Below are 22,105 nucleotides of genomic sequence, written 5' to 3' on the forward strand. Positions count from 1 at the left end.
ATGGATATAAAAACTTCAAGAGATTTCGAGCAAGAATCTTATTGAGACATCAGTATAAAGGAATGGGTCTACATATAGGATAGGGGTGGCCTGATTTCTTTACCACCCCAACATTTGACGGAGAACCTAAAAAAACATGGTCTATTTTGACCATGTTTTATGTAAATCGCTTTTATATTGTTTTATCGTCTTCTATTTCGGTTACGTAGGAACGTAGGGATATCTAATGTATCCTCTTGGAAAGTGGTGCTGGTATTGTTTCGAACCGGTTCTTGTTGTACTTGAGGAGTCTCTTCCCGCTTCACTTCCCTCTTGACATTTCCAATTGGAGATTTAATTTGACCAAATGTAGGGCGAGTCGTTTTCGGCTGAATGACATCCTCATTAAAGCCTGTAGCAATAACTGTTACGATAATCTCATCTTTTAGATTTTCATTGATAACAGAACCAAAAATCATATTTACTTCCTGATCGGTTGCAGTTGCCACAATATCGGCAGCTTCCTGTACCTCATATAGACTCAAGTTGGATCCGCCAGTAATATTCATTAGAACCCCTTGAGCACCATCAATAGAAGTTTCTAATAGTGGTGAATTAATAGCTTTCTTTGCCGCTTCAGCAGCACGATTTTCACCAGATGCAACACCAATCCCCATTAATGCTGATCCCTTATTTGACATAATCGTTTTTACGTCAGCAAAGTCTAGGTTAATTAAACCTGGGGTGGCAATTAAGTCTGAAATACCCTGAACACCTTGACGCAGCACATTATCCGCTTCACGGAACGCCTCAAGCATAGGAGTACTCTTGTCTACAATTTCAAGAAGTCGATCATTAGGAATTACGATTAGTGTATCAACAGCTTCTTTCATTGCACTGATTCCACCGGAAGCTTGAGTGGAACGTTTTTTTCCCTCAAACGTAAATGGACGTGTCACCACACCAACAGTTAAGGCACCCAAATCCCGTGCAATTTGTGCAATGACTGGTGCAGCTCCGGTACCTGTACCACCGCCCATTCCGGCTGTTACAAATACCATGTCCGCCCCGCGTAAGGCTTCCTCTATTTGTTCCTTGCTTTCTTCCGCTGCTTTCTTACCTACTTCTGGATTCGCACCCGCTCCTAACCCTCTGGTAAGCTTAGCTCCAATTTGCATTTTGACTTCAGCTTTTGAAAGGTTTAATGCTTGTGCATCTGTATTTACAGCGATAAATTCAACACCTTGAACCCCATGCTCGATCATTCGGTTTACTGCGTTATTGCCGCCTCCGCCAACCCCGATTACTTTAATGGTTGCAAGAGAATCTAAATTTGTATCAAATTCTAACATGAAAAATCCTCCTAATTCGTCGATATTCCTATTCGGCCCTGCCGCTTATTCGAAAAAGTATCCAAGGAATTTTTTTACCTTTGATGACATTTTTTCTTCTGGATTCTTTTCTACTTTTGTTTTTTGCTGCTGTTGTTTTGGAACTTTCTTTTCGATTGGTTCAGAAACAGCTGATTGGGATTTTGGAATACCACCTGGTAATCTAGCATTCTTATATGCATATTTAATCAAGCCAACCGCTGTTGTATATTGAGGTTCTCTTACACCAATATAATCCGGACGGGCAATACGTACGGGGTTTTTAAATAAATCCTGTGCAAGCTCCAAAACACCTTGCATGTTGGCAGTTCCACCTGTCAGAACGAAGCCGCCTGGGAGGTCAATCACGCCTAAACGTTTTAATTCCTTCGCTATTAATTCAAATATTTCTTCCATTCTAGCTTCTATTATTTCTGATACATATAACTGATTGAATTGTTGATGCTGGTCGCTTCCAATAATCGGAACACTGAAATACTCATCCTCAGAAGCATGATCATAGAAAGCATGTCCATATTTCAATTTAATATGTTCAGCATCCTCAGTGGAAGTATGCAGGACTTTCGATAAGTCGTTCGTAATAAGATCGCCGCCAACAGGGATTACACTCGTTGCCTTTAAATATCCCTCTTCAAATACTGCAACAGTTGTAGATCCTCCACCGATATCAACTAATGCAACTCCTAAATTCTTTTCATCCTTTGAGAGAGCATAATCTCCAGCTGCCAATGGCTGAAGAATAATATCGGAGAAATTTAATCCGGCGCGTTCTACACAACGAATAATATTGGCCAACACTGTATTTGATCCTGTTACAAGTGTGCCATCCATTTCTAAACGGACACCAATCATACCACGAGGATCATTGATTTCATCTTTACCATCCAAAATAAATTGTTTTTGGATCACACCCATATTTACTCGTTCCGGCGGAATCGAACCCGCATAAGCGGCCTCAATCACTCGGGTCACATCTTCATTTGTTATCTCCCGATTGTGACCAGATACTGCCACAATTCCATGGCATGGCTGAAGCATAATATTATGGCCAGGGATTCCAACTACTACTTCACGTATCTCCATCCCTACCATTCTCTCTGCCTGTTCAATCGCCCTTTTAATAGAATGAACGGTGTCGTCCATGTCGACAATCGACCCTTTACGTAAGCCTTCAGATTTTACATTACCTACTCCAATTATATTTAATGTGCCTTTTCCCGAGTCATTGACCATTTCACCAATGATTACTTTTACACTGGATGTACCGATGTCAAGGCTAACATATATTTCATTGCTGTTCATTCTTTGGCACCTCCTTTAGTTTTCCTATATGTCGAACAACAATTGATTTTTGTTCAATTAAAATATCCCTAGTAATATCTTATAAAATTATTCGTCATAACTAAATGATTCCCTTTAAAAATTTTCAACTTTTTTCTAATTTTTCTTTGTTTGATGCCCATTTTGTCAATAATATTCGCCGTATTACAGCAATATTTTGAAACAACCTTACACCAAATGCAAAAACTGCCGCTAAGTACAAGTCTACACCAATATGTACACCGAGAAAAGCTAAACTTGCAGCTAGAATTATATTAAAAAAGAATCCAGAAACAAATACTTTTTCATCATAAATATTTTGCAAATTTGCCCTAATTCCCCCGAATAATGTATCGAGGGCTGCTAGTACAGCAATTGACAAATAATTAGAATATTCGGCAGGAATTCGAATTTCTGTCAATAGTCCTATAATTATACCAACAATGAGTCCTAATATTGGTAGCCACACTATGAACCTCCCCCTTCTTTCACCGGCTCCATGTACCGAATTCTTATTGGATTTTCATAGGCAGGCACAGTAATAGAAGGGGATGGTGTTGAAACATTTAATCTAAAACCCTCAATAAAGAACTCATCCCTTGATTTAGAAACTTGCATATTATTATATAACTTTTCTGCCCCTTCCATATCATTAACAACAACTTTTACTTCAATAGGGAGACTTTTGATAGAGTGCCCATCAATTTTCGTTTCAGATTGTATCTCCCTTATTACTGTTGTATTAATGATTCGTTGTCCATCAATGGATACATACTTTGCTTGATACATGTTTAATTCATTCAATAAACGTCTCAGCAATTCTGACGGCACTGTATGTTTTGTTACACTTCCAATCCCGGGGTCCTCCAAAACTGGTTCAATGACTAGCGTTATTCCTGCTCCTGAAATTTCGGTCAGCCCCGCTTCAATCTTCAATTCCTGAAGGGTATCTCTTAAAGTCTTTTCTTTACTTTGCTCACGACTAGATTCATAAGCAGCTAATTTTTCTTCATTTGAACGGATTTCCGCAATTAAGTTGGCTTGTATCTCTTTTTCTTTTAATAATGCTTCTCGCAGCTGCCAAATATCTCTTGTGTCTCTTTCTTCAGGCTTTTTTACGGTTTGAAATTGAATTGCCAGCATAAACCCTAAGATCACTGCAATCAAAGTAAAACTTAGTCTTGATTTTAGCCTGTCCACTTTATCACCTAACCTTATCCATTCATCAAAATGTGGACATTAAACTAGTCATTAGCTTCCCAAAACAGGGTTTAGTATAATATCATTTTCCTTTTCCATTGTGAAAATGATATTATCGTTTACCAACTGATCCTTCACCCCACCTGTTAGATTAATAGCTGATGCCAGTACTTCTTGATCCCCAATAGCAGTTATCACAAATGGCGCAGGGTGCTGAACTCCATCAACTGTTATCACTGGCCCATCACATACAATGTAGGAATGACTTGTTAATCTCTGCCCATTTATCGCAACTGCGGCTGCTCCAGATATGTACAACTCATTGATGACTTTAAATACATGATGTTCGTGAACAAGATAATTATTAATATTTTCCTCATTCGGATCATAGGCACCGTCAGAAAGTGTGATTTTTATCCCTTTTCCCTTTACCTTTACCTTTCCTAAAAACATCCGCAATTTTTCTGTATCCTCAGCAATATTTGAATAGATTTGGGCTTGTTTCGCAAGTTCTCTTTCATTTTCTTGAACCATTTCTTGTTTTTTCTTTAATTCTTTTTGGAGTTTTAGGTTAATTTCTTCTTGAGCAATTAACTGATTACGTAAAGAAAGAGTTTTTTCATATTGATTATCAGAAAGGTTTGGTTTTTCATTATTCATTTTCAACTGAGTTATATGGAAGGAAAAAGAAATAATAAACCCAAGAACTAGGCAAACAAGTGATAAAATAACGTGGCTACTCTTCACCTTTATTATTTTCAACTTCTTGATCCTCCACTTCCGTTTCAAAAGCCTTAAAAAATGAGCCTACTTCCAAATCAATGATGCCTTTTTTATTAGGATCTAATTGGCTGACAATAGAAGGATAGTGAATCATTTTTTCAGAAAAAGTTCTTAACGTAGCACTCACCTCAAAACCATCATTCATGTATAGGGATATATGATATTTATCGGTTTTTTTCGGAGTATAATGAATTTCAGAGATGGAGTTAAGGATTTCGGTAGGAAGGGGATCTAATCCTTTTATCATTTCATCGAGAACCTTTCCCTCTTTAAATTGAAATAAAATCGGGGAAGTACTAGGAATTATTCCCGTTTTTTTATTCGATAAAATTTTTCCATTCTCCATCACAGGAATGTATTGATTTTCCCTCTTTAAATAAGCAATTCTTCGATGCTCTTTTACTTCGATGGCCACTGTGTTTGGCCATTTGATCTTTACATTAGCATTTTCGATCTCAGATAATTTCTTAAGCTTTGATTTAATTTTCTCTTTTCTCACATCCCATATATTCGACCCAATTGAAAGCCCACTTGCTTTAATGATTTCATCAGTCGAATAGACAACATTCCCTTTTACTGTAATGGTTTTAATATGGCTTAACGGAGATTGAGTATATGCTACTGCAGCAATCATGGTAAAAAATAAGGATAATAGGATGATAAGCCGTTTATTTGCTTTCTTCCTTCTTTGCTCCTTTAACTTAGGAATACGGTCCTCTAGTGCTACAATTTTCCCTTTATCCATTACAAATTCCTCCACCTAAGTAAAGTGGTGCAAAATATACCAATCTATAATTTGTCCAAGATATTTATTCTCTCGACCATGAAAAGAGAAACAACGGCACGAAAAATCATGCCGTCATTCTCCTTCTTGAGACTTTCCAAGTTTAAGTTAAAAAAATTATAACACAATATTTGTCATTCGTAAGACATTTATTACTAGAAATTCAAGGTAAAGTATTACAGAATTATTCTTTCTCTCGTTCCATGCACAGTGAACCGCTTATTTTTATTTTCTCCCGATTATTTCGACCTCGGTTTCCATTTTAATCTGGTACAAATTGTAGATAGTATCTTTCACATGCTGGATTAGAGCTAATACATCTTCTGCAGTAGCATTACCTGCGTTAACAATAAAATTCCCGTGCATTTCTGAAATTTTTGCTCCTCCAATACTAAAACCCTTTAGACCAGCATTTTCAATTAATTTACCTGCATAATTTGGCAATGGGTTTCTAAAAATACTTCCGGCACACGGATAATTCCAAGGCTGCGTTTCTTTACGATAGTCCTTATTTTTTTGCATTTGATTTACAATTGTTGTTCTATCTCCCTCAGTTAATTGGAAGATGGCTTCAACAACAATACCCGGCCGTTTGTTCTGAAGGATGGATGTTCGATAAGAAAATTCCATTTCTTCATTTGATAACCACTCCATTGTCCCATCCTCAAAAAGAATATGAGCCTTTTTCAAAATTTTACTGATATCAGAACCATGTGCTCCGGCATTCATATAAACAGCGCCACCCACTGATCCTGGTATTCCGCTGGCAAATTCAAGACCAGAAAGACCCTTTTTACTTATTAATGTAGATAAGCTTACAAGCGAATGCCCGCCACCTACTCTAATTTCTGATCCATTTATCTCAAGATGATCAAGCCCTTTTCCTAGCTTAATAACAATTCCTTCGATCCCTTTATCGGATACTAATAAATTGGAGCCTCTGCCGATTGCCCGCCATTTGAGCTTATGTTTATTTATAAAATCCATTAGTTTTATTAAATTTTCAATGGATGATGGCTCGATAAATATATCGGCCGGCCCGCCAATTTTGATTGTGGTATGATGGGCAAGCAATTCATTTTCTTTAATTTTTCCAATGTTTAATTCTTGCAGATTTGTTAATAATTCTTTCATATACTCCACCTAACTTTCAAACATACATAATTTAGTTTATGCGAAATATTCATTTGGGCTACCTTTGATTTTCCCGTATTAGTTCGCAGACCAATTTATAAAAACGTTCAGCTGCGTCAGGAACACCAATTTTTAACGATTTTTCTTTCATGTCTTTTAATGTTTCTTTGTTTAATAGAATTCGATCAATATTGGAGATTAAACTAATACTAGTCAAATCTTTTTCAAATAAAACATGAGCAGCTCCATGTTCACTAAGTGATCTTGCATTTTTTTCTTGATGATTATTAGTTACATAAGGACTAGGAATTAATATACTTGGTATCCCTAAGGAAGTAATTTCCGCTAGTGTAGTAGCTCCTGCTCTGGAAACAACTAAATCAATCCCAGCAAGAACCTCGGGCATATTATGAATAAATGGCTTTATAATTACATTTTTAAGACTGCCGATTAGTTCTGCTTCTTTTTTGACATCTTCATAATGTATATCTCCTGTAATGTACAGGACTTGGTATGGTTTCCCTGCCAACTCAGAAAGTGATTTAACGACTGCTTCATTGATTGGTCTTGCACCACGGCTGCCTCCAAAGATTAAAACGGCGGGCATAACTGTACTCAGTCCCACCGAAAGCCTTCCTTTTATACCATCTTTATCTGCTACCTCTGAGGCTCTTGGATTCCCTGTAAAAACTACTTTTTCTTTCGGAAAATACTCTTTCGCCTCTGGAAAACAAATGGCAATCTTATTCACATAACGGCTTAAGAATTTATTGGTAAGTCCTGGTATACTGTTTTGTTCATGAATAATGGTGGGAATTCCTAGTTTTGAAGCAGCATAAACAACAGGACCGCAAACATAACCTCCCGTTCCGATGACAATATCAGGTTTGAAGTCTTTTAGAATTCTTTTGCTATCCCTTACACCTTTGATGAAGCGAAAGATCGTTTTAAAATTATCTAAAGAAAATTTTCTTTTAAATCCTGTAATATGAATGGATTGAAACGAAATATTTTCACGTGGGACAATATTACTCTCTAAACCATTTTTTGTTCCTATGTATAAAAAAGAGGCATTTTTATTTTTCTTATATATTTCTCGTATCAGTGCAAGTGCCGGATAAATATGCCCGCCTGTCCCTCCGCCGCTAACAACGATCCTCATTCTTTTCACCTCATTAAAGTTGCTACACACATTCTACTACAAAAATGTTATGAAGAAAGCTAATGATAAAAGAATGTTATGTAATTGTAATCATTTTAGTTGAAGACGAGTGTTTTACTTCTCCTCTATCAAAAAATCGCAAGCACCATACTCAGCGACTTAAGGCCTTCTCCCAAAAACGATCACTTTTGGTCGTGAAATACAATTGCTGCCTCAACCTTCCTTAAGGAACTTTTCATATAAGAAAATGGAAGAATAGAAGGCGATTCAATGTTGACTTATCTTAAGGCATCTCGCCGTTAGGGCGCTTACGATAGACTCTTTTTAAAGTCATGTAAACTTTCTTATCTTACAAAAAGACCCTGTTAGATAACAGGGCTTACATCAATATCTGGAATAACGACTAATGTTGAGGAGAACACCAATCGCCATTAACATTAATGTTAAAGAGGATCCACCGTAACTTAGGAATGGAAGGGTAATTCCCGTAACAGGCATAAGCCCTGTTACTACTCCGATATTAATCATAACCTGGATCGCTACCATGGCGATGATTCCTACTGCTAGAAAACTGCCAAATAAATCAGGTGCCCCTAAGGCAATGCGAATTCCCCGCCATAGCAACAATGCAAACAATAGAATGATAAATGAGCCACCAATAAATCCAAGCTCTTCAGAGAGAATTGCAAAAATAAAATCAGTTTGTGGTTCAGGTAAATAGAAAAACTTTTGTCTGCTTTCACCGAGTCCTAGGCCAAATAAACCGCCAGGTCCAATCGCATATAATGATTGAATAATTTGAAAGCCACTTCCTAGCGGATCTGACCAAGGATCCAAAAACGATGTGATACGTTTGATTCGATATGGAGCAGAAGCAATTAGTCCAATAAACCCGGCTACACCCAATAATCCTAAAAATACAAAATGACTTACTCGTGCACCAGCAATGAAAATCATAACAACACAAGTTCCCATCATAACCGTACCCGTACCGAGGTCAGGCTGCAACATAATCATTGCAAATGCCAAAAAGGCAAGACCTAAAGATGGAACAAGTCCCTTTGTAAAGGATGTAATCAGTTTTTGTCGTTCTGAGAGAAACTTCGCCAAGAAAGCAATCATTGCAAGTTTCATAAATTCAGAAGGCTGAATAGAAAAAGCTCCTACTCCAATCCAGCTCCGTGAACCGTTTCTGACATTTCCAATGCCAGGTATTAACACCAAAATTAACAACACAAAACAAACAATTAAAAGGACTTTTGACCATCTACGCCAGGTCCAATAGTTAATATTCATAATAAAAAACATAGCTACTATACCGACTCCTGCAAACAGAGTCTGTCTTTTGGCGAAGAAAAATGAATCCGAAAATTTATATTCAGCCCAAATTGCACTTGCACTATACACCATGATTAATCCTACAGCCAGCAGTGTGAATGTTACAATCATTAGAATAAAATCAGGAGTCGTTCTCTTTGTCGGCACCACTATACACCTCAACTACGAGTTTTGGGGCTAAGGTGAAATTAGTTAAATCGCCGGCTTCTGCTCCCCTGTTTGGGTGCTTCCGCTTTTCATGTACAAGCCCCTAATTAAGCTTATGCACCGCATCGATAAAAATGTCTCCTCTGACTTCAAAAGATTTATATTGATCCCAGCTTGCGCATGCAGGAGATAACAAAATAACATCTCCTGGTTCAGAGAAACTATATGCAACAGGTACAGCCATGTCAACATTATCGACATGCCTAATCATTTTTATTCCTGCTTGTTCCCCTACAGATTTTAATTTATTAGCGGTTTGGCCAAAAGTAACTAACGCCTTTACATTTTTTAAATATGGTATAAGCTCATCAAAATCATTTCCACGATCTAAACCACCTGCTAGTAAAATAACAGGTCTGTTAAAAGCTTGAAGTGCATTTATCGTTGCTAAAGTATTAGTGGCTTTCGAGTCATTATAAAATTTCCTTCCGTTTACTTCGGCTACATATTGTAGACGGTGTCTGACACCACTAAATGTTTGAAGTACTTCCTGTATCGCCTCATTTTCTACACCAGAAAGTTTTGCTGCAGCCATGGCTGAAAGGATATTTTCTAGGTTGTGGCGGCCAGGTAATGCTATTTTCTCAATCTCTATTATCTGTTCTTCATTAAAGTAAATCCATCCATTTTTTATGTAGGCACCTTTTTCTAATTCATTTGTTGTAGAAAAAGGGATAGTAATAGCTTTGGATCTTCGGGCAATTTCTCTTGTTTCAACCTGATCTGCATTATAAATCAAATATTCACGATCCGTTTGATTTTTAGTGATGTTTGCCTTGGCTTCTATATATTCTTTTTTAGTACCATGATAATCTAAATGGGCATCATAAATATTTGTGATAATTGCAATCTTTGGATTAAAAGTGTTAATCCCCATTAATTGAAAGGAGGATAATTCAATGACAATCCAATTATCATTTGTTGCTTCCTGTGCTACACCGGAGGCAACTGTCCCGATATTTCCAGCTATTAATGGATTTTTATTTCCTTGCTTTAACATTTCAAAAACAAGAGTCGTTGTCGTAGTTTTCCCATTTGTTCCTGTAATGCCGATAAATGGAGCTTCTGAAATTTCGTAAGCCAACTCCACCTCTGTTATGACAGGAATTCCCCTTTCAATAGCACCTTGAATCATTGGATTGCTATAAGGAATACCTGGATTTTTTACAATGAGTTCAAAACCTTCATCAAGAAGTTCAACTGGATGCTCACCGCAAATTACTTTTATCCCTTGCTCTAGCAGTCCCTGAGCTTCCGGATTCTCAGAAAATGGCTTTTTATCATTGACGGTGACGAATGCTCCTAACTTATGTAATAAAGAGGCTGCCGTAACCCCGCTTTTCGCTAACCCTAGTACAAGTATCTTTTTATGAACATACGAATTAATCTGTTTCAATTACATCCACACCTCGATATAGATTCCAAGAATCGCAAATAATAATCCTACACTCCAGAAGGTAACGACCACTCTCCATTCGGACCAGCCACTCAATTCGTAATGGTGATGTAATGGACTCATTTTAAAAATCCTTTTTCCCGTCGTTTTGAATGATGCAACCTGAAGTATAACTGATAATGTTTCAATAACAAACACTCCACCAATTATCAGTAACAAAATTTCCAACTTTGTAAGAATGGATATTGCTGCAATGGCACCTCCCAATGCCAATGAACCGGTATCTCCCATAAAAACTTTAGCTGGGTGGGCATTAAACACTAAGAATCCAAGAACTGCACCAACAATTGCAACGGAAAAAATCGCAATTTCCATTTGCGATTGGTTCCAAGCCAGGACGGCAAATGCACCGAATGCAATGGCTGCGGTGCCAGATACCAAACCGTCCAGTCCATCTGTAAGATTTACTGCATTAGAAAATCCGACGAGCCAGAAGATAATGAAAAAGACAAATAGCCAGCCTAAATCAATCGTAGTATCCGTAATTGGAATGCTTATTTCGGTAGTAAATCCATTTTGCTTATAAACTAAATAAAAGATTACCGAAATGATAATCTGTCCCAAAAGCTTTTGTTTCGAAGTTAAACCAAGATTTCGTTTCATGACTACTTTGATAAAGTCATCCAAAAATCCTAGTAGTCCAAATCCAACCGTAACTAATAGTAGCAAATACGTTTTAACCGTAGGCTCGGAAAATTTCCCCGTCATTACTACAGTTGTAATAATAATAGAGAATAAAATCATAATTCCGCCCATTGTCGGTGTTCCCGATTTTTTTTGATGGGATTTCGGTCCCTCTTCACGAATGCTTTGTCCAAATTTCAACCTTCTTAAGAAGGGAATAAAAACGGGAGAAAGCAATACAGATATTAGAAATGCCATAATGATTGTGAAAAAGATAACCTGCTCCAACATTTTATCCCCTCCTCTTAGTATTGTTTTGTTGTAATTCTTTTATCTTATTTAACATTACAGCAATATCATATGTTTCATTATTTTTATTAAGAAGTTTTTTATTTGAAAAGTTAAAGTTTGTTATTTCCATCTGCTTATTTGTTTCTCCATTTAATTTTTCGATATAACATTGCAAAAGTCTAGCTATTGTATCTGCTAAGTTATTTGTAAAGAATACAGGAAAATGATTCGGGGTATAGGAAGGCAACTTTCTTTCCGAGTCCCATATGGTAGCAATTGCCCCATGAGTAATAGCTTCAGCCAATTCACCAGATTCCTCGTTAATTGGAATAAATAATCCTTTTGGCTGGTACACATTTGCCATGTCTGTAACTGTTTTAAAGAAAAAATCCCCCTGTACCCCTTGTTTCTTTGAAACGATATTAGCTAAATCATTGTATGCCAACAGCATTCCTATCTCTCCTTAATGGCTTCGCGTGCAACAATTCGGTCATCAAATTCATAGACTTCATTTCCGATCTGTTGATAAGTCTCATGCCCTTTACCGGCAATTAATATTACATCACCGGAAGATGCCTGGTTCACAGCATACACAATAGCTTCCTTTCGGTCAGGAATAATCTTGTAAGAAGAATTTCCAGCTACCCCCGCCTCCATATCTTTTAATATGGCAATTGGATCCTCACTTCTAGGATTATCTGATGTGAAAATTGGATGTGTTGCATATCGACATGCTATTTCTGCCATAAGCGGACGCTTGGTTCGATCTCTGTCTCCACCACAACCAACGACTACAAAAATCTTTCTCTTGGCAAAATGCCGGATAGTTTTCAATACATTTTCAAGGCTGTCTGGAGTATGGGCATAGTCTACGATAACTGTAAAATCCTGCCCTGCTTGAACAAGTTCAAACCTTCCTGCCACACCTTTAAGACTTTCAAGCGAATGAATAATTTGTCTGATTGGTATTCCGGAAACAAGTGCAGCTGTGAAGCTTGCCAGCACATTATAAACACTAAATTTTCCAATTAATTGAATATGTATTGGGTATCGGTTCTCCCCAATTACAATTTCAAATTTTGTTCCGGTGGATGTCATTTGGATATTTTGTGCTTGGATATCTGCCTCTGTATCAATCCCATATGTTACAACATGTGCAGCCGTTGCACTTCGAAACATTTCTGATGCCGGATCATCCGCATTTAATACAGCAAATTTTGGATTTTGGTGATGGAAAGTATTGCCTAGTTGAGCAAATAATAAACTTTTCGCACGTTTATATTCTTCCATCGTTTTATGATAATCTAAATGATCTTGTGTGAGATTGGTGAACACGGCAACATCAAAATCACAACCATGTACTCTCCCTAAATCTAATGCATGGGAAGATACCTCCATTACCGCAGTCTCCACACCTTCTCCCACCATCTGATGAAAGGTTTTCTGCAGAGTAAGGCTTTCGGGTGTTGTATTTTTCGATTCAAATGTCTTATCTGCAATCTTTGTATACATCGTTCCAATTAGTCCTGTTTTACAACCGCGATCTGCAAAAATTTTTTCAATCATGTGACTGGTTGTTGTTTTCCCATTTGTACCCGTAATCCCTATTAATTTTAATTTCTTTGTCGGTTGTCCATAAAATGCATCAGCCAGAACCGCCATCGCTCTTTTCGTATCTTTTACGATAATGACTGGCACTTCAAGAGGAAGCGGCCGTTCTGCCAAAACAGCCGCTGCTCCATTTCTTACAGCCGATGCTGCAAAATCATGTCCGTCTACCGTATATCCTTTAATACAGATAAATAAGCTTCCTTTTTGTACTTTCCGATTATCATTTTCAATTGATGTAATTTCAAGATCTTCACCTTGATATGGTGTTAGTAGATGTAAATTCTCTAGTAGTTCTTTCAACCTCATATTAATCTCAATTCCTCTCATTACCTTGCATCTACTCTCAAAAGCATTACCTTTGGGCTACCAATGACAGTTTCACCTTATTTTACATGAAATTTATTATTTTTTCTATTTTGTTTTAAATAATAGGTAAAAGTGAGGAGAATAATAACTTGAGGCAATATGATATGATAAGCTTCCCCCTACTTTATTCTCCCTTATCAAAATAAAGTCGTATTTTTGAGCCTTCCTTTACTTTTGTACCTGGTTCAGGTGATTGACTTACAACGACATCACCATCACCACTTGCATCAATTTGGAGGTTAATTAACTGTTCTTGAAGTTCTTGTTTTGTCATCCCTACAAAATTAGGAAGGACAATTGGCGGAGTGTCTGGCCATTTTATTTCTTTCTCAATCTGTTCCTTTCTTGGCTCAACTCCTAATGCACTCAAACCATCCTTCATGATGTTACCAACAATCGGTGCACTAATGGTACCCCCAAATGCCCTAACTCCCTTTGGATTGTCAACAGCAACATAAACGACGATTTGCGGGTCATCAGCTGGGGCAAAACCAATAAATGAAACGATGAAGTTATTCTCCAAATATTTTCCACCTTTAGCTTTTTGAGCTGTTCCGGTTTTTCCTCCGACGCGGTATGAATCAACGAAAGCTTTAGTTCCTGTACCTTGGGCAACTACGCTTTCAAGTGCATGTCGAATTTCCTTAGATGTTTCCTCGGAAATGACCCTTCTTTTTTCAACCGGGGTATTTCTCATTACAACCTCTTTCGTAACTGGATCAATTAATTCTTTTGCGATAAAAGGCTTGTATAAAATACCACCATTAATAGCTGCTGAAACTGCAGCAACCTGTTGAATCGGTGTAACCGAAACACCTTGTCCGAATGCCGTAGTGGCCAATTCCACAGGACCTACACGATTTAAATTAAATAATATCCCGGTACCTTCTCCTTGTAAATCGATACCTGTTTTTTCCCCAAATCCAAAATCCTTTATATATTTAAAAAGCTTTTCCTTTCCTAATCTTTGTCCAAGTTCTACAAAACCCGGGTTACAAGAGTTTTGAACTACTTCTAAAAATGTCTGGCTTCCATGTCCTCCCCTTTTCCAACATTTCAATCTTGCTCCGGCTACTTCCACAGAACCATGATCATGAAAATGCTCCTTTTCAAGATTAACTTTCCCTTCCTCTAATGCAGCCGCCAAAGTAATAATTTTAAACGTAGAACCAGGTTCATAAGTCATCCATACAGGCAAATTCCGGTTATATACCTCTTGAGGAACATTTCTGAAATTAGCAGGATCAAATGATGGCCGACTTGACATCGCTAATATTTCGCCATTATTAGGGTTCATAGCAATGGCAATGATACCGTCAGGATTATATTGTGCTTCAGCGATATCTAATTCTCTTTCAACAATGGTCTGGATTTTCGAATCAATCGTAAGCTTCAAATCTAGACCCTTAACCGGCTTCTCATAATCGTCCGCCATATCATTCATTCTTTCCCCTTTGGCATTTGCATAAAATTTGACTGAGCCTCGTTCACCGTTTAACTCTTTATCATAATATTTTTCTAACCCCATTAGTCCTTGGTTGTCCACTCCGACAAAACCAAGCACGTGGGACAAATAACTGCCATAAGGGTAATGTCTCTTAGAATCTTCACCAATATATACTCCATCAAGTCCGAGTGACCTGATTTCCTTAGCTTTTTCATGGGAAATTTTTCTTCCTTCTTTTATTCGGACTATATTTTCTTTCTTTGTAATATCTCGATAAGCCTTTTCCTTAGAATAATTGAGAACACTAGCAAGCTTTTCTGCTGTTGCAGCAGGATCTTTTATTTGCCTAGGTATCACATAGACAGTGGGGGCACTAATATTTGTTGCCAGCGGAACTCCATTTCGATCAACAATTTCTCCCCGTTCGGGTTCAAAGGGAATATTTCGGCTCCACGAATCCTTTGCACGCGCGGTCAACATATCTCCTAGATAGAACTGTACATACCCGAGCCGAACATCAATAATTAAGAAAATCGCAATTCCAACGAAAAGTGCAATTAATAATCTTTTTCGGACTGTTACATTTGAAACGCGCATAATAACATTGAGCCTCCTTTACAGTATCGTTCATTTATATGCATGTACAATACCGATTAGAACGGAAGGCCGTCCGGTTTTTGGTCGTGAAAAAGAGGCCGCATAAAGACAGCCTCAGTTAGGTTAATCTTGCACTTTTTCTTTTGTATTTTCCTCTTCACTTTCTTGTTCGTCATTGGAATTTAATTCTTCTTGCCATTGTTCTTCAGGAGTTTTTAATTCAACGATCAGATAATCACCCTTACGAATTTGGCTTTCTGGTTTCACATTTTGCTGAACCACGTATCCTTTTCCTTTTGAATGGAGTTTCATGCCGGTCAAATTCGCAACCTTCATAACGTCTCTTAGTGACCAGCCACTCATGTCAGGTGCGGTCAATTCACCATTTGTTTGGATTACTACCTTTTCACCTTCAAGAATGGCTGTTCCAGGCTCTGGCTGTTGACCAATTACTTTCTCTCCCTTGCCAAGAACAACAACTTCGATATCCTTATCTTTTAAGCTCTTTACTGTTTTCTCTACCTGTTTTCCAACTATATTTGGTAATTCATAAACATTAGCTTTATCAACCGTTGACGGTTTTATATTTAAATAATGAAGACTATTTTGCATCACCGGATTAAACACTGCCGAAACAGGGATAGCACCAATTCCGGTGTCAGCTCCCTCCAATTGAGGCTGCTGAACTGCTACATAAACTATTAATCTTGGATTCTCTTTTGGAGCCATACCCAAAAAAGAAAAAATATAGTTGTTAGCCCCTCTCAAATACTTTCCATCCGGACCAGGGATATTGGCTGTTCCTGTTTTTCCAGCTACACTATAGCCTTCAATTTGGTAACGAGTGCCTGTTCCTTTCGGTGAAGTCACCACTGTTTCAAGATAATCACGAACTTTCTCTGCAGTATCAGCAGAAATGGGAGTTGAAACTACTTCTGGTTCCATTTCTTTAATCGTTTCTCCCGTATCATGATTAACTATTTTTTTCACGATTTGTGGCTTCATCATCTTTCCATTATTGGCAATAGCAGTTGCTGCTTGAATCTGTTGGATAGGCGTAATGGCAGTCCCTTGGCCATAAGCTGTTGTGATTTTTTCAATTGGATAATGATACTGGATTTTCCCGGTAGCCTCATTAGGTAAGTCAATACCTGTAGGTTTATCAAACCCAAATTTCGTTAAATATTCTCGTAATTTGTCAAATCCTAATTTTTCATTAGCGATTTTAGCAAACGCAACATTAGAGGATCTTTGAACCCCCTCAAGATAGGTAATACTTCCCCAGCCTGAACCATTATGGTCATGGATAGCCTTATCTTTTTCCGTTACCCGATAAGAACCGGATTCGTAGTATTCATCAGGATTAAACACTTTTTCCTCGACGGCTGCAGCAAGCGTGAAAATTTTCATTGTCGAACCAGGTTCAAATGAGGTTTCAATTGCTTCATTATGCCAACCTTTCGTGATTCCCTCTCTGGTTTTCGGATGAAAAGAAGGCCTTTGACCCATTGCTAATATTTCCCCTGTTTTTGCGTCAGCTACAATCCCAATAATTTTTTTTGGTTTATAATCCTTTGCCACTTTTTCCATTGCATCTTCAAGGAACGTTTGAATCTTTTTGTCTATCGTTAAATATACATCATTACCATTTTTTGCTGGTGTTACTTTTTCTTTTCCATTTGGAAGAATATATCCCCATAGATCACTCTCGTAAGTAATTTTTCCATTTTCACCTGTTAATTCTTTATTCAGGGATTTTTCAACCCCCATTTTTCCAACTTCTTTATTCGTTTCCTGATTTCGATCTACATAGCCGACCACGTGTGATGCAAAAATTCCATTTGGATAAAACCGCTTTGAATCTCGAATAAAAGTAATGCCAGGAAGTTTTAAATCCTCAATTTTATTCTTTGTTTCATGGGAGATATCTTTTCCTGCTTTTCCGAACTCAACTTGAAATCTTCCTTTTTTTATCCCTTTCGTCAGTATCTCATAAATTTCCGATTCATCCATTTTTATTATTTTGGAAAGTTCCTTTGCTGTTTTTTCAGGATTTACCACATGTTTCGGTTTCTTTGGGTCTGTAGTCATTTTCTTATCCAATATTGCGATCAATGTATAGGATGTAGTATCCTCTGCAACTACCTCCCCATTTCGATCAAAAATAATTCCTCTAGTAGAAGGAAGAATTCCTTCCCGGCTATATTTTTGCTGGGCTTTTGCTGCAAGTTGCTGTCCTGCTACTTCACCAGTTATTTGAATCGAAAAGTACCGGACTACTAAGACAAAAAAGAGCAGGCCGAATATTACAAACAATATCGCTGCTCCTACATTCATATTTGGTTGTTTTTTGTTCATTGTTCCTGCACTACCTTGACGTTATTTTCATGGATAACGAGACCAAGTTCTTTAGCCTTTTGATAAATCCGTTCGTACGTACTTAATTCACTTACTTGAACTTTTAAGTCTCCATTAACCTTTTGTTGTTCCTTTACAGTTGCTTCAACTTTTTGAATTTGTTTATTCATTTCATAAATTTTTGCTTGATTTGAAATGAGATGTACAGACCCAAAACAAACTAATCCAGCAAATGCAATTCCAATTATTTTCTCCCCTGGAGTAAGCCAGGATTTTTTTATTTTTATTTGTTTCCTCGTTTGAACTGTTTTTTCAGCATGATGCTGTTGCTGTATGTAGTTCCTGGCAAGATTACTCATCTTCTCCCCTCCGGCCTTTTATTTTATATTTTTTCGGCAATTCGCAGTTTTGCCGACCTTGCACGATTGTTATGTTCCACTTCTTCTTCCGATGGAAGAATCGGTTTACGAGTTATTATTTTTAAAGTGGGCTTGTACTCATCTGGTAGGATTGGTAGCCCAGGAGGCAAGTTTGGTGTTTCAGCTGCTTTTTTGAAAGTTGATTTACAAATCCTATCTTCTAATGAATGAAAGGTAATAACACATATTCTGCCGCCGGGGTTCAACATATCAATGGCTTGATTTAATGATTTTTCAAAAACGGCTAATTCATCATTTACTGCAATTCTAACAGCTTGAAAAATTCTCTTCGCTGGATGTCCTCCCTTTCTTCTTGCAGGCGCAGGGATAGCTTCTTTAATCAAATCAACCAATTCCCCAGTTGTTTCAATCGGCTTAACAGCTCTTGCCGATTCAATTTTCCTAGCAATCTGTTTAGAGAATTTTTCTTCCCCATATTGAAAAAAGATACGAACTAGTTCTTCATATTTCCAATGGTTAATGACATCATATGCAGAAATTTGCGCATCTTTATCCATTCTCATATCTAATGGGGCATCGTGATGATAGCTGAAACCTCTTTCAGGCGTATCTAATTGTGGAGATGAAACTCCAAGATCATATAAAACACCATCTACTTTTTCAATGCCGCGTTTTTCTAGCTCTTCCTTCAAAAATAAGAAATTACTTTTAATAATTACTAATTGCTCACCATATTCTGATAGCTTTTCTCTTGCATTAGCTATTGCTGTCTCATCCTGGTCAAATGCAAATAACTTTCCCTTGTCCCCAAGCTTTGATAATATTCTGGAGCTATGTCCTGCTCCACCAAGGGTACAATCCACATAAATACCGTTTGGCTTAATATTAAGACCTTCTACAGCTTCTTCTAATAACACAGTTGTATGTTTAAACATGTAAGTACCACCTTTTCCAATCAATCGAAATTATTCATCATACAGAAAATATATTAATATAACTTATCCATTATATATCAAAGCCAATCATATTTTCTGCAATTTCCGCAAAAGATTCTTCAGATTCTGCAAAATAATCTTCCCAAATCTGTTTGCTCCAAATTTCAATTCGATTGGAAACACCTAAAATCACACACTCTTTTTCTAATTTCGCATATTGCAAAAGTGGTGTCGGGATATTGATTCTTCCTTGCTTATCCAGCTCACTTTCTGTTGCTCCAGAAAAGAAGAATCTTGTAAAGGCACGGGCATCTTTCTTTGTCAGAGGTAAACCTTTAAGCTTTTCTTCAATCAGCTTCCACTCTGACAACGGGTAACCAAATAAACATTGATCCAATCCCCTAGTAAGAATGAACATCTCACCAAGTTCATCACGAAATTTAGAGGGCACAATCAAACGGCCTTTTGAATCAATGTTATGATGGTATTCCCCCATGAACATACCCTCTACCCCCACTTTCTATAAAAACTGTACCACATTCCCCCACTTTCCACCACCATTTTAATAAACTATTCGGTCATAACGGCAAAAAATCCTCCTTTTTTCTTAAAAAATTTCTCCCCCTATTAAAAAAGTATGAACAGAACTATTAAACACTTGTCCAAATGATAATTAGAATAGTAGTTAAAACAAATTACTATCAGAACCTATGCAAGTCGACTCAAACCCCTTATCCGCACACGATAATAGGATGCTCCCTGGTCAGCGGAGTATAACCTATTCCCAAAAGCTAATTCTTTTGATTGTGACATGTATAGTTGTGAAGCATTACATTGTGTTGCTTTTCACCCTAAATAAAGGAAACTTGATGAGCCAAAAGAAATTTGTTGGACTGGTCATAAGTCTCATCACCGCTCATAATTACGCTAGACCACTTTCTATTACGAAAATAGGAACTAAAAAATGCCCTCCGAAAGTTTAATTTTTACTCAAACTTCCGAAGGGCATTACTTAACTTTTAAAAATTTTATATTTTTACTACTTTGTGACTTCCGTCAAAATCAAAGGAAAGGAGCATTAAATCCTTTACAAAATCCATTCCATATTGATTTAGGTAATAAAATATATTCCATATTCGTTCCTGTGGATATCCATCCGGACGAAGTGCGAGATTAACACGGGCATATTTTTTTAATTGATCATCATGTTTACGTTTAACGGATTCGTTCATTTTCATTTGTAGAAAATGTAATTCTTTCAATACATTTGATTCATTTTTCTTTAAAAGGGGAATGAGTCCCCGATCCAATTCAAACGTTTTTGTCTCAAGTAAACGGTATTGTTTAATCACCTGATCGATCGTAGTTGTAAATAAATCATCCATTTCCTTGTCTTTAATAGCATCTAAAAACTGTTCTATTGCTTTTTCAGTTCCATTTTGAAGAACGTCAGAAAGATTTAAATTAAGCTCCCTCATATCCGACTCAATTCCACGTTCCAAAATAGTGATATTTAAACGTGGGACAATGGGGGGCATTTTGATTCCAAAATGTTCAAAAACAAGCTTTAATTCTGCCCAATAAGAAATTTCTCCCGGACCAGCAATAAAGGCCAAGGTAGGGAACAACCATTCTTGCATTAAGGGTCGAGTTACCACATTATTACTTAATTTCTCCGGATTGTTTAAGGCAATCTCCACCAATTCCTCTTTTGAAAAAGAAACTCTCCCATTTTTCCCCACAAATTGATGAGTATCTCGATTGTACTCTAATAAGATACGTTCATTTCGCATCGTATCATAATAAAACAAATTTGCAGCATTTTCATTGGATTCAATTGTAACCGGAAACCCTTTATCTAATATTTGTTTTTGCTGCTCCAATAGAGAAAACGTTATGGCTTCGTGCTGATTAATTTGTTTTTTCAAAAATTCGGTTTGCAACTTCCGGAAATGGCTATCACCAGAATCCACAACTAACAAACCAAAATCTTTAAAAAGTTCCATTATAATTTTTGCAAAAAAATCAACAAAAGTCATGGACCGGTTAATTTGCTCTTCCGCAAATGCAATTAAGTTATTAGTATGTTCCGTTTCTCCAAAATTCTCAATTAATTTTTTCACCCACTCCAAACAAACATCTTTGTTTAATTGGATTTTAGAAACCATTTTTTTTTGAAGAACTTTTTCTGGATAGGTCCATTTAACTGCATTTACTTCACTTTGGACAAAAACATGATTTACTTCTTGAAAGTCATGATCCTCTCCAGCAATCCAAAAAACAGGAACGACGGGTACCCCAAGTAGCTTCTCCTTTTGTTCAGCCAATTTTATGATCGATATTATTTTATGTATGGAATAAAGCGGTCCCGTCAAAATTCCAGCCTGCTGTCCCCCGATCACCACAACGCTATCCTCTTGCTTTAATTTATTAATTGACCGTTTGACGGCTGTTGAGGTTGGAAGATCTGACATAAAGTTTTCAATGTAATCTGCAAGATCTTTACGAGGAAACTTCCGATTTTTTAGCTCTTTCAATCGATTATTATCCTCATTTAAATCATTATAAAGATAGTGAAAAAAAGGCCGGACCACTTCAGATTGTTCCAAATAATGAGAAGCAAACCGATTTACAGCCGGCAAAGAGAGATTGAGAATCTCCATCCACGTACTTCCTTTCTGAATACCCGATTTCATTCTTATAAGAGTATACCACTCCTTAGCCTATATAAAAAAATATCTG

At 37.2% G+C, this 22,105-nt stretch carries 19 protein-coding genes; all 19 read right to left on the reverse strand.

The features are described from left to right. Nucleotides 1-182: 182 nt before the first annotated feature. Nucleotides 183-1,331, reverse strand: coding sequence for a cell division protein FtsZ (ftsZ, locus tag GZA11_RS07520; protein WP_038540903.1), 1,149 nt, complete (start codon nucleotides 1,329-1,331; stop codon nucleotides 183-185). A 45-nt stretch (nucleotides 1,332-1,376) separates the two neighbouring features. Continuing rightward, nucleotides 1,377-2,672 carry a cell division protein FtsA gene (ftsA, locus tag GZA11_RS07525; protein WP_038540900.1) on the reverse strand — a complete coding sequence of 432 codons (1,296 nt, stop codon included), beginning with the start codon at nucleotides 2,670-2,672 and terminating at the stop codon, nucleotides 1,377-1,379. 124 nt (nucleotides 2,673-2,796) lie between these two features. Next, nucleotides 2,797-3,159, reverse strand: a complete 363-nt coding sequence (locus tag GZA11_RS07530) for a small basic family protein (protein WP_038540898.1) — start codon at nucleotides 3,157-3,159, stop codon at nucleotides 2,797-2,799. Next, nucleotides 3,159-3,833 (reverse strand): DUF881 domain-containing protein, encoded by a 675-nt coding sequence (locus GZA11_RS07535; protein WP_374717561.1) that lies wholly within the window; start codon nucleotides 3,831-3,833, stop codon nucleotides 3,159-3,161. Before GZA11_RS07535 ends, GZA11_RS07530 begins: the two co-directional genes overlap by 1 nt. A gap of 108 nt (nucleotides 3,834-3,941) precedes the next feature. Further along, the gene (locus GZA11_RS07540; RefSeq protein WP_235924916.1) at nucleotides 3,942-4,652 is read right to left on the reverse strand and encodes a DUF881 domain-containing protein; all 711 of its coding nucleotides are present in this window, start codon (nucleotides 4,650-4,652) and stop codon (nucleotides 3,942-3,944) included. After that, entirely contained in the window at nucleotides 4,627-5,418 is a 792-nt protein-coding gene (locus tag GZA11_RS07545) for a cell division protein FtsQ/DivIB (RefSeq protein ID WP_163183372.1), read from the reverse strand. Before GZA11_RS07545 ends, GZA11_RS07540 begins: the two co-directional genes overlap by 26 nt. Before the next feature lie 264 nt (nucleotides 5,419-5,682). Then, a complete protein-coding gene (gene murB / locus GZA11_RS07550; RefSeq protein ID WP_038540886.1) occupies nucleotides 5,683-6,591 on the reverse strand; it encodes a UDP-N-acetylmuramate dehydrogenase in 909 nt (302 codons plus the stop codon). A gap of 58 nt (nucleotides 6,592-6,649) precedes the next feature. After that, nucleotides 6,650-7,753 carry an undecaprenyldiphospho-muramoylpentapeptide beta-N-acetylglucosaminyltransferase gene (gene murG / locus GZA11_RS07555; RefSeq protein WP_163183373.1) on the reverse strand — a complete coding sequence of 368 codons (1,104 nt, stop codon included), beginning with the start codon at nucleotides 7,751-7,753 and terminating at the stop codon, nucleotides 6,650-6,652. Between the two features lie 384 nt (nucleotides 7,754-8,137). Then, entirely contained in the window at nucleotides 8,138-9,238 is a 1,101-nt protein-coding gene (gene spoVE / locus GZA11_RS07560; protein ID WP_038540880.1) for a stage V sporulation protein E, read from the reverse strand. A 103-nt stretch (nucleotides 9,239-9,341) separates the two neighbouring features. Next, nucleotides 9,342-10,694, reverse strand: a complete 1,353-nt coding sequence (gene murD / locus GZA11_RS07565; protein ID WP_038540877.1) for a UDP-N-acetylmuramoyl-L-alanine--D-glutamate ligase — start codon at nucleotides 10,692-10,694, stop codon at nucleotides 9,342-9,344. Further along, entirely contained in the window at nucleotides 10,695-11,669 is a 975-nt protein-coding gene (mraY, locus tag GZA11_RS07570) for a phospho-N-acetylmuramoyl-pentapeptide-transferase (RefSeq protein WP_163183374.1), read from the reverse strand. Between the two features lies 1 nt (nucleotide 11,670). Then, a complete protein-coding gene (locus GZA11_RS07575; protein WP_163183375.1) occupies nucleotides 11,671-12,120 on the reverse strand; it encodes a hypothetical protein in 450 nt (149 codons plus the stop codon). 2 nt (nucleotides 12,121-12,122) lie between these two features. Next, on the reverse strand, nucleotides 12,123-13,586 hold the full coding sequence (locus GZA11_RS07580) for a UDP-N-acetylmuramoyl-L-alanyl-D-glutamate--2,6-diaminopimelate ligase (RefSeq protein WP_163183398.1): 1,464 nt from the start codon (nucleotides 13,584-13,586) through the stop codon (nucleotides 12,123-12,125). A gap of 184 nt (nucleotides 13,587-13,770) precedes the next feature. Further along, nucleotides 13,771-15,690: a stage V sporulation protein D gene (locus tag GZA11_RS07585; protein WP_163183376.1), complete on the reverse strand. Its 1,920-nt coding sequence runs from the start codon at nucleotides 15,688-15,690 to the stop codon at nucleotides 13,771-13,773. Nucleotides 15,691-15,813: 123 nt separating this feature from the next. Continuing rightward, the gene (locus GZA11_RS07590; RefSeq protein WP_163183377.1) at nucleotides 15,814-18,048 is read right to left on the reverse strand and encodes a penicillin-binding protein; all 2,235 of its coding nucleotides are present in this window, start codon (nucleotides 18,046-18,048) and stop codon (nucleotides 15,814-15,816) included. Then, entirely contained in the window at nucleotides 18,045-18,407 is a 363-nt protein-coding gene (gene ftsL / locus GZA11_RS07595) for a cell division protein FtsL (RefSeq protein WP_038540861.1), read from the reverse strand. Before ftsL ends, GZA11_RS07590 begins: the two co-directional genes overlap by 4 nt. Before the next feature lie 23 nt (nucleotides 18,408-18,430). After that, nucleotides 18,431-19,363: a 16S rRNA (cytosine(1402)-N(4))-methyltransferase RsmH gene (gene rsmH / locus GZA11_RS07600; RefSeq protein ID WP_163183378.1), complete on the reverse strand. Its 933-nt coding sequence runs from the start codon at nucleotides 19,361-19,363 to the stop codon at nucleotides 18,431-18,433. A 70-nt stretch (nucleotides 19,364-19,433) separates the two neighbouring features. Beyond that, nucleotides 19,434-19,865 carry a division/cell wall cluster transcriptional repressor MraZ gene (gene mraZ / locus GZA11_RS07605; RefSeq protein ID WP_163183379.1) on the reverse strand — a complete coding sequence of 144 codons (432 nt, stop codon included), beginning with the start codon at nucleotides 19,863-19,865 and terminating at the stop codon, nucleotides 19,434-19,436. 526 nt (nucleotides 19,866-20,391) lie between these two features. Further along, nucleotides 20,392-22,026 carry a bacillithiol biosynthesis cysteine-adding enzyme BshC gene (gene bshC / locus GZA11_RS07610; RefSeq protein WP_038540853.1) on the reverse strand — a complete coding sequence of 545 codons (1,635 nt, stop codon included), beginning with the start codon at nucleotides 22,024-22,026 and terminating at the stop codon, nucleotides 20,392-20,394. Between the last annotated feature and the right edge of the window lie 79 nt (nucleotides 22,027-22,105).

It is taken from the genome of Neobacillus sedimentimangrovi, assembly GCF_010614825.1.
Classification (GTDB): Bacteria; Bacillota; Bacilli; order Bacillales; family Cytobacillaceae; genus Neobacillus; species Neobacillus thermocopriae.

What these genes read in the sequence shown, in the direction of transcription:
- ftsZ (WP_038540903.1), bottom strand. Translation starts at nt 1,331, where the DNA reads ATGTTAGAATTTGATACAAATTTAGATTCTCTTGCAACCATTAAAGTA.
- ftsA (WP_038540900.1), bottom strand. Translation starts at nt 2,672, where the DNA reads ATGAACAGCAATGAAATATATGTTAGCCTTGACATCGGTACATCCAGT.
- GZA11_RS07535 (WP_374717561.1), bottom strand. Translation starts at nt 3,833, where the DNA reads ATGCTGGCAATTCAATTTCAAACCGTAAAAAAGCCTGAAGAAAGAGAC.
- GZA11_RS07545 (WP_163183372.1), bottom strand. Translation starts at nt 5,418, where the DNA reads ATGGATAAAGGGAAAATTGTAGCACTAGAGGACCGTATTCCTAAGTTA.
- murB (WP_038540886.1), bottom strand. Translation starts at nt 6,591, where the DNA reads ATGAAAGAATTATTAACAAATCTGCAAGAATTAAACATTGGAAAAATT.
- murG (WP_163183373.1), bottom strand. Translation starts at nt 7,753, where the DNA reads ATGAGGATCGTTGTTAGCGGCGGAGGGACAGGCGGGCATATTTATCCG.
- mraY (WP_163183374.1), bottom strand. Translation starts at nt 11,669, where the DNA reads ATGTTGGAGCAGGTTATCTTTTTCACAATCATTATGGCATTTCTAATA.
- GZA11_RS07575 (WP_163183375.1), bottom strand. Translation starts at nt 12,120, where the DNA reads ATGCTGTTGGCATACAATGATTTAGCTAATATCGTTTCAAAGAAACAA.
- GZA11_RS07580 (WP_163183398.1), bottom strand. Translation starts at nt 13,586, where the DNA reads ATGAGGTTGAAAGAACTACTAGAGAATTTACATCTACTAACACCATAT.
- GZA11_RS07585 (WP_163183376.1), bottom strand. Translation starts at nt 15,690, where the DNA reads ATGCGCGTTTCAAATGTAACAGTCCGAAAAAGATTATTAATTGCACTT.
- GZA11_RS07590 (WP_163183377.1), bottom strand. Translation starts at nt 18,048, where the DNA reads ATGAACAAAAAACAACCAAATATGAATGTAGGAGCAGCGATATTGTTT.
- ftsL (WP_038540861.1), bottom strand. Translation starts at nt 18,407, where the DNA reads ATGAGTAATCTTGCCAGGAACTACATACAGCAACAGCATCATGCTGAA.
- rsmH (WP_163183378.1), bottom strand. Translation starts at nt 19,363, where the DNA reads ATGTTTAAACATACAACTGTGTTATTAGAAGAAGCTGTAGAAGGTCTT.
- mraZ (WP_163183379.1), bottom strand. Translation starts at nt 19,865, where the DNA reads ATGTTCATGGGGGAATACCATCATAACATTGATTCAAAAGGCCGTTTG.
- bshC (WP_038540853.1), bottom strand. Translation starts at nt 22,026, where the DNA reads ATGGAGATTCTCAATCTCTCTTTGCCGGCTGTAAATCGGTTTGCTTCT.